The organism is Ensifer sp. LBL (genome assembly GCF_050435225.1).
In the GTDB taxonomy this organism is placed as follows: Bacteria; Pseudomonadota; Alphaproteobacteria; order Rhizobiales; family Rhizobiaceae; genus Ensifer.
This window is the reverse complement of record NZ_JBNDJY010000005.1, coordinates 238,064-252,076: the sequence shown is the minus strand read 5'-3', so window position 1 is coordinate 252,076 and position 14,013 is coordinate 238,064. Positions and strand designations below refer to the sequence as shown.

At 60.8% G+C, this 14,013-nt stretch carries 14 protein-coding genes; 4 read left to right on the top strand and 10 right to left on the bottom strand.

Features of this window, described 5'->3' with window-relative positions:
• Positions 1-18: 18 nt before the first annotated feature.
• The 10 genes from OKW20_RS21185 to OKW20_RS21140 all read right to left on the bottom strand — a co-directional run bounded on the left by OKW20_RS21185 (position 19) and on the right by OKW20_RS21140 (position 9,551).
• The gene (locus tag OKW20_RS21185; protein WP_429174934.1) at positions 19-933 is read right to left on the bottom strand and encodes a TIM barrel protein; all 915 of its coding nucleotides are present in this window, start codon (positions 931-933) and stop codon (positions 19-21) included.
• Positions 934-960: 27 nt separating this feature from the next.
• A complete protein-coding gene (locus OKW20_RS21180; protein WP_429174930.1) occupies positions 961-2,082 on the bottom strand; it encodes a sn-glycerol-3-phosphate import ATP-binding protein UgpC in 1,122 nt (373 codons plus the stop codon).
• A gap of 42 nt (positions 2,083-2,124) precedes the next feature.
• A complete protein-coding gene (locus tag OKW20_RS21175; RefSeq protein WP_043621751.1) occupies positions 2,125-3,012 on the bottom strand; it encodes an ABC transporter permease subunit in 888 nt (295 codons plus the stop codon).
• Between the two features lie 7 nt (positions 3,013-3,019).
• Complete coding sequence (locus tag OKW20_RS21170) at positions 3,020-3,910, bottom strand: carbohydrate ABC transporter permease (protein ID WP_060521199.1); 891 nt, start codon at positions 3,908-3,910, stop codon at positions 3,020-3,022.
• Positions 3,911-3,985: 75 nt separating this feature from the next.
• Entirely contained in the window at positions 3,986-5,329 is a 1,344-nt protein-coding gene (locus OKW20_RS21165) for an extracellular solute-binding protein (RefSeq protein ID WP_429174925.1), read from the bottom strand.
• A gap of 242 nt (positions 5,330-5,571) precedes the next feature.
• On the bottom strand, positions 5,572-6,069 hold the full coding sequence (locus tag OKW20_RS21160; protein WP_429174922.1) for a hypothetical protein: 498 nt from the start codon (positions 6,067-6,069) through the stop codon (positions 5,572-5,574).
• 160 nt (positions 6,070-6,229) lie between these two features.
• Positions 6,230-6,478, bottom strand: coding sequence for a hypothetical protein (locus OKW20_RS21155; protein WP_043621932.1), 249 nt, complete (start codon positions 6,476-6,478; stop codon positions 6,230-6,232).
• Between the two features lie 195 nt (positions 6,479-6,673).
• Complete coding sequence (locus tag OKW20_RS21150) at positions 6,674-7,720, bottom strand: glutathione synthetase (protein ID WP_429174920.1); 1,047 nt, start codon at positions 7,718-7,720, stop codon at positions 6,674-6,676.
• A 297-nt stretch (positions 7,721-8,017) separates the two neighbouring features.
• The gene (locus OKW20_RS21145) at positions 8,018-8,464 is read right to left on the bottom strand and encodes an N-acetyltransferase family protein (protein ID WP_429174917.1); all 447 of its coding nucleotides are present in this window, start codon (positions 8,462-8,464) and stop codon (positions 8,018-8,020) included.
• A 301-nt stretch (positions 8,465-8,765) separates the two neighbouring features.
• The gene (locus OKW20_RS21140) at positions 8,766-9,551 is read right to left on the bottom strand and encodes a L,D-transpeptidase (RefSeq protein WP_429174915.1); all 786 of its coding nucleotides are present in this window, start codon (positions 9,549-9,551) and stop codon (positions 8,766-8,768) included.
• Positions 9,552-9,840: 289 nt separating this feature from the next.
• On the opposite strand from OKW20_RS21140, the gene OKW20_RS21135 reads away from it, so the two are divergent.
• The 4 genes from OKW20_RS21135 to OKW20_RS21120 all read left to right on the top strand — a co-directional run bounded on the left by OKW20_RS21135 (position 9,841) and on the right by OKW20_RS21120 (position 14,010).
• Positions 9,841-10,908 (top strand): ABC transporter substrate-binding protein, encoded by a 1,068-nt coding sequence (locus OKW20_RS21135; protein WP_429174911.1) that lies wholly within the window; start codon positions 9,841-9,843, stop codon positions 10,906-10,908.
• Between the two features lie 79 nt (positions 10,909-10,987).
• Positions 10,988-11,965 carry a FecCD family ABC transporter permease gene (locus OKW20_RS21130; protein WP_429174899.1) on the top strand — a complete coding sequence of 326 codons (978 nt, stop codon included), beginning with the start codon at positions 10,988-10,990 and terminating at the stop codon, positions 11,963-11,965.
• A complete protein-coding gene (locus OKW20_RS21125; protein WP_429174894.1) occupies positions 11,958-12,716 on the top strand; it encodes an ABC transporter ATP-binding protein in 759 nt (252 codons plus the stop codon). Before OKW20_RS21130 ends, OKW20_RS21125 begins: the two co-directional genes overlap by 8 nt.
• Positions 12,709-14,010 (top strand): hypothetical protein, encoded by a 1,302-nt coding sequence (locus OKW20_RS21120; RefSeq protein ID WP_429174893.1) that lies wholly within the window; start codon positions 12,709-12,711, stop codon positions 14,008-14,010. The genes OKW20_RS21125 and OKW20_RS21120 overlap by 8 nt, the downstream gene beginning before the upstream one ends.
• The last annotated feature ends 3 nt before the right edge of the window (positions 14,011-14,013 follow it).

Genomic DNA, 14,013 nt, shown 5'->3' with positions numbered 1-14,013 from the left:
AGGGCGGTCGGTGGCACGTTAAGCAGCGCGCCGAAGCCCCACGCGCGCCGCCAGGCGCCTGGCGTGCTCCAGGGACGCCGGCTGCTGATCGGCAAAGCGCTCGGCGCCAATTTCCATGATCAGCGTCGTATCCGGAAGGAAGGTCAGCTCAGAGAAGATCTCATCCCAGGCAATGTCGCCCCAGCCGATCGGCAGATGCAGGTCACCGATGCCGAGCGCAGTCGCTTCTGCCGGATGATAAAAGCGGTTCATGCTATAGGGCAGGCCGAAGCTGTCGTGCACATGCAGGTGACCGGTCACCGGGGCCATGGCCTTGAGTTCGTCGCGGAAATCGAGCCCGCGATGCGTGGCCTCGATATAGGCATGCGAGAAGTCGATGAGCGCGACGACGTTGTCGGAACCAATCGCCCGCACCGTTTCGGCAACCTGGCTCGGCGTCTGCCGGTATTGGCCGCTTTCCGTGGTGAAGATGTTCTCAAGTGCGATGCGAACGCCGTAACCTTTTGCGACGTCCGCCATCTCCGCAAGAGCGTCGCGTTCCATCTTGTCGAGGTCCGCGGCGTTCTCGCCGGCGGCAAGCTGTGCTGCGCCGGAGTGGTGGACGAGGATCCCCGCGCCAAGCCGGTCGCAGAGTTCAAGCATCGCCCTCACGACCTTCTTCTGCAGATGGTGGTGCTGGCGATCCATGAAGTTGGAGACGATCTGGCCGTGCAGCGAAAGCTTGTCGAACGTGTACTTCTTGGTGATCTCGGCGACGCGCTGGACACGGTCTTCGATGATGCGGCCGCCGCTGACGATCTCTTCGCCATAGATCCCGATCTCGCAGGCGTCGGCGCCCGTTTCGGCAACTTCACGGAGCGAGGCGTCAAGGCTCGAAAGATCGCCCTTGCCTGTCCGGTTGCAGAATCCCACGGCGGAAATGATGTCGTTCATTACGGTTCTCCTGATCTATGGAAGTGTTCAGACTGCTTGGAGTGTCGGTTGGCTGGCGGAACTGCTCACGGCGCGCGGCTCCAGATCGATCTCGATCCGGCGACCGGTTTCCTTGTCGAAGAGGTGGAGGTGTGCGAGCGGCAGCTTCAGGGTAACGCGATCGCCCGGCCGCACGCGCAGATGCTCGTCGACGGCGGCGGCGAAAGGATAGCCGTTCAGGTCCGAGTGAATGACGCGACCGGAGCCGAGCTCCTCGATGAAATCCACCTTGATCGAGACGCCGTCCGGCGCAACGACGCATTGTTCCGGGCGAATGCCGACGGTGATCTGTCTTGCGCCCAGTCGCGTGGCAAGGCCCTTGTTGATCGGCATCTTCGTGCCGCCGAATGTGAGGTACGCATTTTCAACATCGACGGTGGCTTCGAACAGGTTCATCGCCGGTGAGCCGATGAAGGATGCGACGAAGACGCTTGCCGGCCGGTGATAGATGTCGAGCGGCTGGCCCACCTGCTCGACCACGCCCTTGTTCATCACCACCAGCTTGTCGGCCAGCGTCATTGCTTCCACCTGGTCGTGCGTGACGAAGACAGACGTTGCTGCCAGACGCTGATGCAGCTTGCGGATTTCAGCCCGCATGGTGACGCGGAGCTTGGCATCCAGGTTCGACAGCGGCTCGTCGAACAGGAACACGTTCGGCTCGCGAATGATCGCGCGCGCCATGGCGACGCGCTGCCGCTGACCGCCGGAAAGGGCGGCCGGCTTGCGATCGAGATAGTCGGAAAGCCCGACGATCTTTGCCGTTTCCTCGATTCGGCGGAGCCGCTCGGCCTTTGCGACGCCCGCCACCTTCAGCGCGTAGCCGATGTTTCCCGCAACGGTCATGTGCGGGTAGAGGGCGTAGTTCTGGAACACCATGGCGCAGCCGCGTTCGCGCGGTTCGAGCTTGTTCACAACTTTTCCGTTGATCGCGATCTCACCCGCGGTGATCTCCTCAAGCCCCGCGATCATCCGCAGAAGCGTCGATTTCCCGCAGCCGGACGGGCCGAGGATCACGACGAATTCTCCGGATGCGAAAGCGAGGTCGATGCCGTGCAGGGTGGGGTTCTTGCCGTAGGATTTACGCACGGCGCGAATTGCGATGTCAGCCATGAGCGCGGACCTCTCTGTCTGTTCTGATTGGGGAAAGCGGGGTCATTTTTCCGTGGCCACGAGGCCGCGCACGAACCACCGCTGTAAGACGGCGACGACGACGAGCGGTGGCAGCATGATGATCAGCGAACCGGCGAGCGTCACATTCCAGTCCGGCGTGCCGTTGTCGGCGGGCAGGAGCGCTACCAGCGACATCATCGTGGTCTTGTATTGCGGGTCCGTCACCATCAGGAGCGGCCAGAGATACTGGTTCCAGCCGTAGACAAACATAATGGTCGTCAGTGCCAGCATGTTGGTGCGCGAGAGCGGAAGCAGCATATCGATGAAGAAGCGGATCGCGCCCGACCCGTCCATGCGCGCAGCCTCCGCCAGTTCGTCCGGCAGGGTCAGGTAGAACTGGCGATAAAGGAAGGTTCCGGTCGCCGTGGCGATCAGCGGCAAAGTGAGGCCGGCATAGGAATTGAGAAGGTTCCAGTCGACGGAGACCTCGAAGCCGGTGACGGCGGAAATCAGCAAGCGGATCGGCTGGAACAGGTCGGCGGCGACGGCATAGGTCGGCACCACGCGTACTTCGAGCGGCAGCATCAGGGTGATGAACACCATCCAGAAGAAGAAGCCTTTCAAGGGTGTTCGGAAGAACACGATGGCAAAGGCCGTCAGTGCCGACAGCGCCACTTTGCCGACCGTGACGAGGCTCGCCATCACGAAGCTGTTCAGCATCGCCGTTCCGAGACTGGCGCGCGACCAGGCCGCACCCATGTTCTCCAACAGGCGATCCTGCGGCACAAAGCTGAAGGGTATGGCGTTGACCTGCTGGAAAGTCTGGCTGGCGCCCGACACGATGACGATGAAGGGGCCGATCAAGAGCAGGAAGCCGAAAATCATCACGCCATAGGTCAGGGCGTTGGCAAAGGGTGTCCGCTGGATCATGGGAGCCTCACTTGTAATGGACCTGGCGCTCGATGAAGCGGAACTGGATGAAGGTGAAAATCATGATGAGGCCGATGAGCACGAGGCTCTGGGCGGACGCACCGGAGTAGTTCAGGCCGCGGAACGCCTCCTCGACGATGCGGTAGACCATCACGTCGGTGCCGTGGTTCGGGCCGCCATCGGTCGTGCGGGCGACGATGCCGTATGTGTCGGCACCGACGAAACCCTCGGTCATCATGATGACCAGCAGGAAGAAGAGCGTTGGCGCCAACAACGGGATCTGGATATCGACCGCGCGGCGGATCGGGCCGCAGCCGTCCATCGCGGCCGCCTCGATCAGCGAACGCGGAACCGACTGCAGGCCGGCAAGCAGGAAAATGAACGTGTAGCCCGCCCATTTCCAGGCAAAGACGACGATGACGAGGATGAGGGCATGGCTGCCGTATTTGGCCGGGTTCCAGAAGTCCGGAAAGGCGGCGTTGACCGATGCCATCAGCCCGCGCTCCGGCGACAGGATGAAGCGGAAGGCCATGCCGGCTGCCGGTCCCGCAATCGCATAGGGCAGAATGTAGAGGAACCGGAACGGCGCGGAACCCGGCAGTTGCCGGTCGACCGCAAGGGCAAGGACAAGGCCGATGAAAATGGTGGCAAGCGTGCCGCAAAGGGCAAATGCCAGGCTGACGCCGACCGAGTTCCAGTAGAGCGGGTCGGCAAACACTTCCTGGAAGTTTGCCAAGCCGACGAACTCTGCCGCCCCGCCGAACGGCGGCTCCAGCGTGAAGGCCCATCGCAACACGGCGACCGCTGGCCAGTAGAAAAAGAGCAGGATCAAAATGATCTGCGGCAGGGCGAAGAGGCTGGGCAGCCACCAGCTGCGAAAGGCCGCGCGCTTGTCCATATGTCGAAATTCCAATGCGCAAGAAGAGCGATCGGAGCCCGCCGGTATCGCGGCAGGCTCCAGGCGGATCGGATCTTAGTTCAGCGTCTGTCCGGCGTAGGTCTTCTCGAAGCGGCGCAGAACGGCGTTGCCGCGTTCGACCGTCTTGTCGAGCTCGGCCTGTACGTCTGCGTTCTGCATGAAGATCGCTTCGAGGGCGGTTGCGAATTCCTTGCGGATCTGCGTGAAGCCGCCGAGGCGAATGCCGCGGGTGTTTTCCGAGGTCGGGGTGAAGGACAGGCTCTGGATGGCGAGTTCGCGGCCCTTGTAGGGAGCCTTGTCATAGAAGCCATTGGCCTTCATGGCGTCGAAACCGGTCTTGGTCACCGGGATGTAGCCGGTTACTGTCGACCACCACTCGGCCATTTCCGGCGTCGCAAGGTAGTTGAGGAAGGCGGCCGCGCCCTTGTATTCGGCTTCCGGACGACCGGCGAGCACCCAAAGCGAGGCGCCGCCGACGAGCGAGTTCTGCCGCTCGGTGCCCTTCCAGACGGGCAACATGGCGACTTCCCACTTCACACCCTCAGGCAGGGTCTTGCCGATGGTGCCGTGGTCGGCGACCGAGGTCTGGATCATCTGGCAGGTCTGGGAGGTGAAGGCCGGGACGATGTCCATGCCGAGCTGCTTGGTCTTGACGACGAAGAGCTTCTCGTCGGCCATTTTCTTGAAGAACTTCACATGATCGACGAACTTGGTCTTGTTGACGACAAGCTCGGCGTTGAGGCCATTGTAACCATTCGCCTGGGTGGCGATCGGCTGGTTATGGATGGCCGAGAACTGCTCCATCAGCGGCCAGGTGTCGAAGTTGAACGCCAGCGGGCATTCGAAACCGGCCGCCTTCAGCTTGCGGGCCGCTTCCTCGACCTCTTCCCAGGTGTCCGGCTTGAAGTCGATGCCGGCTTTCTGGAAGGCGTCGACGTTGTAGTAGAACATCGCGGTGGAGGAGTTGAACGGGAAGGAGTTCAGTTCGCCCTTTGCGGTGGCGTAGTAATTGGCGATGCCGCCGAAATAGTTGTTCCAGTCGATCGTATAGCCGTTGTCGGCCATCAGCGTCTTGGCGGGCACGAAGGCGCCGGACAGCATCATGTCGAGCGTGCCGGCATCATAGATCTGGGTGATCGCCGGCTGCTTCTTGGCGCGGTAGGCGGCAATCGTGTTCTGCAGGGTCGTGTCGTAACCGTTTTGCGAGGTGCAGACGATCTCGAACTCCGACTGGCTGTCGTTGAACTTCTTGCAGGCATCCTGGACGCGTTCGCCGAGGTCGCCCGAAAGGCCGTACCAGAATTCGAATTTCGTCTTTTCGGCGGCCGCGGCCGACGCGCCGAACGCGACGCTCGCCATCAGGCCGAGGAATACGGAGGTAGTGACGGAGACTCTCATTTGCAAAACGCTCCTTGCAGGATGGCGGACACCAGGATCGGTGGCACGATGAAGCCGGGGCGCTTGCTAACAGTTGCGTGTGACAGTCCGTGACAATCTGCATGATGATAAAATGAAAGTTTCGTAACGCTGGCGCGAGACAGGCAGGCCAACCAATCTCCCTTGGCCCTGGCCGATCGGAAGGCCTGAAAACCAGCTTGGTTCTCAATAGGACTAAGTGGGGCGGGAAAAGAGGCGCGGCCTCAGTCGACCTTCGCTCCTACCTCCGACAGGTATGCGTCGTAGCCGAACAACAGGTCTTGGCTCAGGTCCTTGCCGTCGAACCGCGCAATAAAGTCTTCAAGGTCGGCCTGACGTGAGAAGCCCATGGCCACGGCGGACATGCTCTCGATGTCGCCCTCTTCGTCCTCGTAAGTCGCGCTCATCTCAAGGGCGCCCAACCGATCGAAGTTCGCTTGCATGTGGAATGAAAGCCAGACCAGATATTCAAGCGGATAGCCGGGGTTCCTGCCGTATGTCACCACAAAGGGATAGGCTGAACGGAACCGGCTGGCCAGAGCTTCGCCATCGGTCGCAAAGACGAGCAGATCGCTATCCTCATCGAGGTCGTGAATTTCGATGGTCAAATCATGTTTGCGCAACGCGACGTAGCCGCCAAGTCGGTCCCACGGCAAGGACGTCAAGATGATCTCGCGCCATCGCGTGACGGCGACATCGAGATCGGTGCGGACCAAAAACATGAAGGATCCCTGCAGCGTCGTGGCACAATCAAGAGCTTTCAGCTTTGCACAGTGCACGCTGTAGTCAATGGATATTAGCGTCACCTAAATTCATGGTAAGGAGGAAGTTATCGTGATTTGAGAGGCGCCGGCGAAACATCAGCCTCGCCGGCTGGCCGGTTTATCGCCAGTATCCCCGCCCGGTATCGACCGATGATCGTCCCACGACGTAGCCGATGGTAAAGGCGAGGGCGCCGATCAGCAAGCTGAGGGTGGTCGCGGTGTGAGGATGTTGTGCCGCGGCGGTCGCGACGGCGGTCGTTTCCCTCTTTACTGCTTCGCTGGCTGTCTGTGCAGCTTTGCGCATACCGGCAAGGGGTTCTTCGGGTGTGCCTGTGAAGCCCGCTTTCAGATCGTCGTCTTTGGCCATCGCTTTCATCTCCTTTCGCGTATGAAGGAGAAACCGAGCACGGCGCCATCGGTTCCGAAGCCCCGGGTACGATTTTGGTCAAGGCAGCCACCCGGTCGCGACTCCCTCCGGGGGAGTCGCAGTTAGTCGCCGGCAAAACAGGCCGTCAATTGTGCTTTGGGGTGGATCGTGCGCCCAGAATTCTTCGGCAAAGTCCTAGTGGGTCGACAGGATACGGTTGCTCAACGATCCGCCGTAGGTCTTCCTGGTCGCAACTTTGTTTTCCAGCGAGGCAAGGATGTCTTCGCAGAAGTCGACGTCGTAGAGTTCACGAATGGTCTGGAGACCGCCGGGCGTGAACACGTTTATCTCGAGCAGCTTGTCGCCGACGATATCGAGGCCGACCAGAAACATGCCATCTTCGACAAGCTTGGGGCGCAGGGTCTCGGCGATCGCCAGCATTTCCTTTGTGACCTGCGCCCGTTTTGGGGTCCCGCGCGCGTGGATGTTGGAACGCACGTCGCCCTTCGCGGGGACGCGCCTGAATGCAGCGTATACGTCGCCACGCTGCAAGGGGCGTCCGTTCATGAGAAACAATCGGGTATCACCTTCCGACGCTTTTGGAAGGTAACACTGCGCAATGAGATAGCCGACCTCACCGACGGCATCGATGATTTGATTGAGATTGGATTCGGTGCTGCTTCCAACCCGAAAAACGTTCTTTCCGCCGGATCCTTGCAGCGGTTTGATGATCACACCGTCCGAATGGTCGTCGATAAACGTTCTGATCTCCTCTATGTCCTTGGAAATCAAAGTGGTCGGACGAACGATGGCCGGGAAATCCTGGAAGTAGAGTTTGTCCTGCGCCAGGGCCAGACCGCAGGGGTCGTTGACGACGATCGTGCCTCGCTCAGCGGCAAGCCGACCGAAATTCGCGCCGGCATGCGCTGCCCAGGGGCGACTATCGGCATCCAGCGAGGGATCGTTCCGTAAGAACAGGACATCCACCTCCTCGACATTGACAAGGGCTCTTGGCTGTTCGGGCGCGATCAGAGCACGCAGCAGTGTTTCGGACTTCTTGGGGCGCGCGTCGCCAAGATTTGCTGCGCGGATCATCAATGCGTCGTCGGGGCCAAGGATGAAATCACCCGGCGTTACATAGAGCACGTCGTGGCCGCGAGCGAGCGCGGCAAGCGCCAACGACGTTGTGGTATATGAAGGCTTTTCGGTCTCGATCGCGTTGACAAGGAAGGCGATGCGCATAGGGGCTCCTACCTGGAAGGGGGTGCCGCCGACCACGCCTGGCAGCAAGAATTTGCCCTGAAGGCGTTGGAGCCAGCGACGACCGTCGTCGATGCGCAGGAGAAACGGAAGCACAGTGCGATCGGTTCCGAAGCGACCGACGCTCCTCACCGTCGATGTTCTGGTGCCCAGGACGCGCGCCTCTTTTTCCGGTCAGCCGCAAGCGAACGGGCTTTCGCCATTCCTTTTACGTTCGGTCGTTCCGAGGTCGAGATGAGGAGGTCGGCTTGCCCAAACCGCGCGCAGATTGCTGCCTGATCAAGCCTTATCGTCCAGCGCCATCTCGACCATCGTCGGACGAAAGCCTGCGGTTGCGAACAGCCTTTGCGCTGCCTCGTTCCTGTGCGCCGTGGAAAGCACGACCAGGCCAGCCCCTCGCTTCCGCAACTCTGCAACGGCCGCGTCGAGCAACATGCGGCCGATGCCCTGGCTGCGACGTTCGGGATCCACGAAAAGGTCGTGAATGACGCCGGCCGGTCCTCGGAGTGCCATGTAGTCGTATCCCTCGCGAGAGGCATAGGCATATCCGACGATTGCATTTTCCTGCTCGGCTGTGAGGACCACGACATCCGGCTCTTCAAGCTGACTGTGCAACCATCGGCCATAGGAAGCCTTCGTGCCGGCTCCCGCCGCGATGAAGCGCGTGGGGTCCCATTGATGATGGAGTGCCGTCAGTTGCGTGCCAAACGCGCCAAGCGCGGGCATGTCATCCTGTCGGGCAGCTCTAATCGTAATTGGTGACGGCATGTCGCGGCATGATCCAGCTGTCGGTCGCGCCGTGACGTCGATCAGTCCGGCCCGCCGACCTTCTATCTTAAATGATGGGCGCCGTGGCTCAACTGTGCAGATGCGATGAAGGAGCCCTATCTTTCCCGCCGAGTCTTCTTTGTTCCATATCGCGCGTGATCAGCCCGTCGAGGAGGCGTGGTCCGGCGCGTCAGGTCGAGCGTTTGATTTTGGCAGGGCCGTCGTCGCGCTCAGCCCCCGTTTCATGCGGCGTAGCGCCCTATGCCACCACAATCGGGACTTTGATCGGTGACGCCTTGACCCGGTTGTACAAATCGACGACGTCCTGGTTCATCATGCGCACGCAACCGGAAGACGCCTGCGTGCCGATGGTCCACCATTCCGGTGAGCCGTGCACGCGATAGCCGGTGTCCTGACCGTCCTTGAAGATGTAATGTGCCCGGGCTCCGAGCGGGTTATCGAGGCCACCCGGCTGGCCGCTCGTCCATTTCACCAGTTCAGGCTTGCGCGCGATCATCTCCTTGGGCGGCGTCCAGGTCGGCCACACCTTCGTGTACTGGATCTCCGCACGGCCGCTCCACTCGAAGCCGGCCTTGCCGATGCCGACACCGTAGCGGACCGCTTCGCCGCCTTCCTGCACCCAATAGAGATGCCGCTCATTGAGCCGCACCACGATTGTGCCCGGCGCCTCACCGGTGGGATCGCGCACGATCTGACGACGGAATTCCGGTTTGACCTTCTGGAACGGAATGGCCGGGATGACGAAGCCGTTGTCGGCCAGCGACGCATACATCGTGCTGTTGTCGGTGATGTTGCTGTCGACGCTGATCGGTGGAATTGCCCCTGTCGACATGGTGTCAACACCCATAGGCGACATACGACCGGACGGCTCGAGCGATGGGAGTTCGAGGGCCTGCGAGCACCCGGACGCACCCAGCAGCGTCATGATACCGAGGTTCGAAAGCAGGGCGCGGCGGGAGACGACGTAGCCGGGCTCCGAAATGGTCGCACCGGAGGACAGCTTCTGATCTTGCGGCTTACGCATGCACTTTTACCCCAGACGAACGTCGGCATCATGCCTCCGGATGGGCGCAGTTTCACGAGTCATGGTTAAAAAGACGTGAAAGCGCTGCCGGTCGCGCGCCATCTTGGGACAATCGACGAAGCTCTCGCGGGCATGCTGGGAGTGCTCTGAATGATTTCAGGAGGAGCGCTTCCGAGGCGACGCCACCCCTAAAAATCTACAGAGCGCTGGACATGTGCCTATAACTTGACTAGCACACTCATGAAAACGAACTTGGCCCGGACCTGCCGGCCTTTCGATGGAGCGTTTCATGTCAAGCCGCCTCAAGACATTCACTGCACTCGCACTCTTCCTATCGGCGCTTCTGCCGGGAGCGGCGTCGGCCGAAACGGCCTTCCTCGATCATCGCGGCAAGACGATTACATTCGCAAAACCGCCGGAACGCGTCGTGACGATCGTCCGTTCGGCGCCGATCATCTATCGTGCCGTGGACGAAAAGGCCGATCGTATCGTCGGCATGAACAAGGATTCGCTGGTGAGATACTTTACCAGCGGCATCTATGCCGAGATGCTCCCGGAAATGGCCAAGATCAATGCCAGCGCAGCCCAGGACGGCTTCGTGCCGAATGTAGAGGCGATCCTTGCTGAGAAACCCGATGCGGTGATCCAGTGGACCCATGACGAAAAGCTCATCGAGCCGCTGGAACGGGTGGGGCTCACTGTCGTTGGCTGGCAATGCTGCTCCGAGCAGGACCGGCTCGACTATGTCACGCTCAGCGGTTACATGACCGGCCGTAACGACCGCGCGCAGGCGATCCTGAAAGCCCAGTCCGAGACTTTGAAGGCCCTTGATGAAAAGGTAGCCAAGCTCGACAAGTCGGCGCTTCCGTCTGTCCTCCACATCGACAAGGTCGCCGATCAGATCCAGGTCATCGCCAACGGCTCGCAGGATCTTTCCCTCAGCGGTGTCACCAATCCGGCGGCAGACAATACCGGCGAATGGTGGCGCACCGTCGATTTCGAACAGTTGCTCGTCTGGAACCCTGATATCATCATCATTCCCGCCTATGCGACCGACCTCAACCCGAAGGATTTCTTCGATAACCCGGTGCTAGCCAGTCTCAAGGCTGTGAAGGAAAAGCGCGTCTATAAGCAGCCGGTCTTTGCCCGCACCCCCGATGCGCCGGAAATCTTCCTGACATCGGAATGGTTGGCGGCGATCGCCCATGGGGCCGATTTTGCTCCCACCTTCAAGAAGCAGATCCTCGACAGCTACAAGCTCATTTACGGCGCCGAACTGAAAGACGGCCAGGTCGCTGCGATCCTCGAAACTGAAAGCAATGCGCCTGCGAGCAAATATGCCGAGCTCTTCCAGTAAGGCATCGACGAGCGTGCCTGCCGGATTGGGGCGGAAAAGCGCTTCCGTCTCCGTCCTGGCTGTCCTCCTGGGGCTCCTGGTGGCCGTCGTCCTCTATTCGGTGACGATCGGGCGCTACGACCTCTCCGTGCCGGACGTGGGTTACATTCTGATCGACAACGTTCACCCCTTGATCGTTCCTTACTGGGATCCGGTCCAGGAGGTGGTGGTCGAGCAGGTTCGGCTGCCGCGCATCATGGCGGCGGTCGTCATCGGTTTCGGCCTGTCCATGTCGGGGGCCGCTCTGCAGGGCCTTTTCCGCAATCCGCTGGTGGATCCGGGGATCATCGGCGTCACCTCCGGCGCCGGTTTTGGCGGGACGCTCGCGATCCTTCTCGGATGGCAGGGCTACGCGCTGCTGACCTTGGCGTTCCTGTTCGGCATCGGCAGCGTCTTCCTCGTCAAGCTGTTGTCGACCGTGCGCGGACGCACCAGCATGCTGACGCTGGTCCTGGCGGGCGTTGTCATTTCCGCTTTCTTTTCGGCAGCGATTTCCATTGCCAAGCTGCTGGCCGATCCCTTTCAGAAGCTGCCCGCCATCACCTACTGGCTCATGGGAAGCATCGCTTCGACCAATTATCTGGATGTTTTGCTGCTCGCGGTCGCCGTGGTTCCCTCCGCCATCGCGATCTATCTGCTGCGCTTCCAGATCAACATCCTGTCGCTCGGCGAGGAGAAAGCCCGCGCGCTCGGTACAAAAGTGGTCTTGGTGCAGTGGATCATCCTCATTGCCTCCGCATTGATTTCGGCTGGTGTGGTGGCAACCTCCGGCATCATCGGCTGGGTCGGTCTCGTCGTTCCGCACATCGCACGCGCGCTCGTCGGCGCCGATCATCGGCGCCTCCTGCCGGTGGCGGGCGTGATTGGCGCGATCTACCTGCTTTTGGTCGACGATCTGGCCCGAACGGTCACGACGGCGGAAATCCCGCTCGGCATCATCACCGCCCTGATCGGCGTTCCCGTCTTTGCCGTCATCCTTCGCCGCCTGCATGCAAAGGGAGGCTGGAGCAGTGATTGAGGCACGAGATCTGACCATCGAGCGCGGGGGCAGGACCATTCTGGCCAATTACAGCCTTCGCCTCGAGCGTGGGCATGTGCTTGCTGTGCTTGGGGCCAACGGTGTTGGCAAGACGACGCTCATCAACACGCTGATCGGTGTCATCAAGCCGAAATCCGGCCGGCTTTCCGTCAGCGGGCAGGTGGGTTATGTGCCGCAGCTGTTCGAGGCGCCGTTTTCCTATTCCGCCTTCGACATCGCACTCATGGGACGGGCGCGCCATCTTGGTCTCTTCGGTGCGCCGGGCAAGAAAGACTACGAGATCGTCCGGCATTATTTCCACCTGCTTGGCATCGAACATCTCGAGGGGCAATCGTTCAATTCGTTGAGCGGCGGCCAGCGCCAGCTGGTGATGATCGCTCAGGCACTTTCGTCGGAATGTGACCTTCTGGTGCTCGACGAGCCCTGTGCGGCGCTTGACTACAAGAACCAGGACAAGGTCCTCAGCCTGCTCGAACACCTCAAGGACGAGCACGGTATGACGATCGTGTTTTCGACCCACATGCCGCAGCACGCAGTCGAGATCGCCAGCGATGTGCTTTTGATGACAAGCGGCAGCAAGTATGTCTCAGGGCCGATGGCCGAGGCGCTGAGCGCCGAGAACCTGACGGCGCTCTACGACCTGCCGATTGCGCGCGCCGATTTCGATGGGCTGCCGAAGCATACCTATGCCCCTGTCTTTCGACATGATGGAGCTCGTTTTGATGGCTGACGTGATGCCCAACGCCGCAAAGCGGATCGCCTATATCCACTGGGGCAACAGTTGGCAGCTGCGAAGCTTCCAGGACTTCAACCACTATATCGACGACCTCATCTATATCCACGACCTACCTCGGTTCGACCTTTCGACCTACGCCGCGGTCATCATGCCGGATGCGATGGATGCGGCCGCGCCGATCCCGCACCGACAGCAGCTGAATGCCTATCTGAAGGGTGGCGGCTTTCTCGTCGTCAGTCTGCAGGGGCATGCCGACTGGCTCGAGATTCCTGGCCTTGAATGGACGCCGGGAAACTGCCGCGACTGGCTGTGGTGGACCAAAGGGGAAAGGCTGGAGGTGAGCTTCACACAGCCGCTTCATCCGATCACCGACAGTATTCCGCTTTCGCATATGAGCTGGCATTGGGGCGGATCCTATAGCGTGCCGGAAGGCGCGCGCTCGATACTTGAGATCGATGGTGGCCGCGGCAGCCTGTTTCTCGATTTTCCGTCGCTGCCGGGCGGCGGGCGGCTGCTGCTTTCGACGCTCGATCCCCATTCGCACAACGGTCAGCGCTTCATGCCGGCGACCACGCGGTTCCTTCAGTCCTTCTATCCCTGGCTCAACCGTGAACTCGGCATCAAGCGCCCGTCGAACAATCGCTTCACCTACCTGCAGTGCTCGCATGTGCCCTCGGAGTGGCATCCCGCCTGGATCGAGGAAAGTCTCGAACGTGCCGGTTTTGAGACCTCGTTTTCGCCGCTTTACGAACTCGGGCCCGAACTCCTGGAAAAGACGGACACGCTCTATGTTCCGAGCAGCCACGACGAATTCTTCCTGAAGAGCCGGGCTGACGATCTCCTTGCGTTCCTCTCCCGTGGCGGAAACCTCGTCATCTGCGCCGAGCCGTGCCAGCCATGGCTGCCGTTCATGGCCCCCTTCCATGCGGTCTCGCCACGCCCGTTCACCAACATCAAGGTACGGGTGCGCAACGACCGGTTCGGCATCTTTGCCGATCTCGGTGGCGACTTCGATGGCTGGGAAGGCATATTCGGGCAATATGCGAGAGGCTGGAGCGATCCGCCCCCCGGAGCGATCTGGCTGACAGATGTCGGACCGGAGGGCGACCCGAAGCCTGCGGACTGGCTGTGGCAGTATCCGACGACGACGGGGCGTGGAGGCTATGTCTTCATGCACAATGGCGACAACATGACCCGCTACCCGGATCGTGGCCCCAAAAAGGAGGCGCTGGTCGCCAATGTCTGCCTGGCGCTTCGCAGGCTCTCCATGGGCGAGTTGCTGTTCTAACGC

Coding starts and splice junctions, on each gene's coding strand:
- OKW20_RS21185 (WP_429174934.1), bottom strand. CDS start 933: ATGAACGACATCATTTCCGCCGTGGGATTCTGCAACCGGACAGGCAAG.
- OKW20_RS21180 (WP_429174930.1), bottom strand. CDS start 2,082: ATGGCTGACATCGCAATTCGCGCCGTGCGTAAATCCTACGGCAAGAAC.
- OKW20_RS21175 (WP_043621751.1), bottom strand. CDS start 3,012: ATGATCCAGCGGACACCCTTTGCCAACGCCCTGACCTATGGCGTGATG.
- OKW20_RS21170 (WP_060521199.1), bottom strand. CDS start 3,910: ATGGACAAGCGCGCGGCCTTTCGCAGCTGGTGGCTGCCCAGCCTCTTC.
- OKW20_RS21165 (WP_429174925.1), bottom strand. CDS start 5,329: ATGAGAGTCTCCGTCACTACCTCCGTATTCCTCGGCCTGATGGCGAGC.
- OKW20_RS21160 (WP_429174922.1), bottom strand. CDS start 6,069: ATGTTTTTGGTCCGCACCGATCTCGATGTCGCCGTCACGCGATGGCGC.
- OKW20_RS21155 (WP_043621932.1), bottom strand. CDS start 6,478: ATGGCCAAAGACGACGATCTGAAAGCGGGCTTCACAGGCACACCCGAA.
- OKW20_RS21150 (WP_429174920.1), bottom strand. CDS start 7,720: ATGCGCATCGCCTTCCTTGTCAACGCGATCGAGACCGAAAAGCCTTCA.
- OKW20_RS21145 (WP_429174917.1), bottom strand. CDS start 8,464: ATGCCCGCGCTTGGCGCGTTTGGCACGCAACTGACGGCACTCCATCAT.
- OKW20_RS21140 (WP_429174915.1), bottom strand. CDS start 9,551: ATGCGTAAGCCGCAAGATCAGAAGCTGTCCTCCGGTGCGACCATTTCG.
- OKW20_RS21135 (WP_429174911.1), top strand. CDS start 9,841: ATGTCAAGCCGCCTCAAGACATTCACTGCACTCGCACTCTTCCTATCG.
- OKW20_RS21120 (WP_429174893.1), top strand. CDS start 12,709: ATGGCTGACGTGATGCCCAACGCCGCAAAGCGGATCGCCTATATCCAC.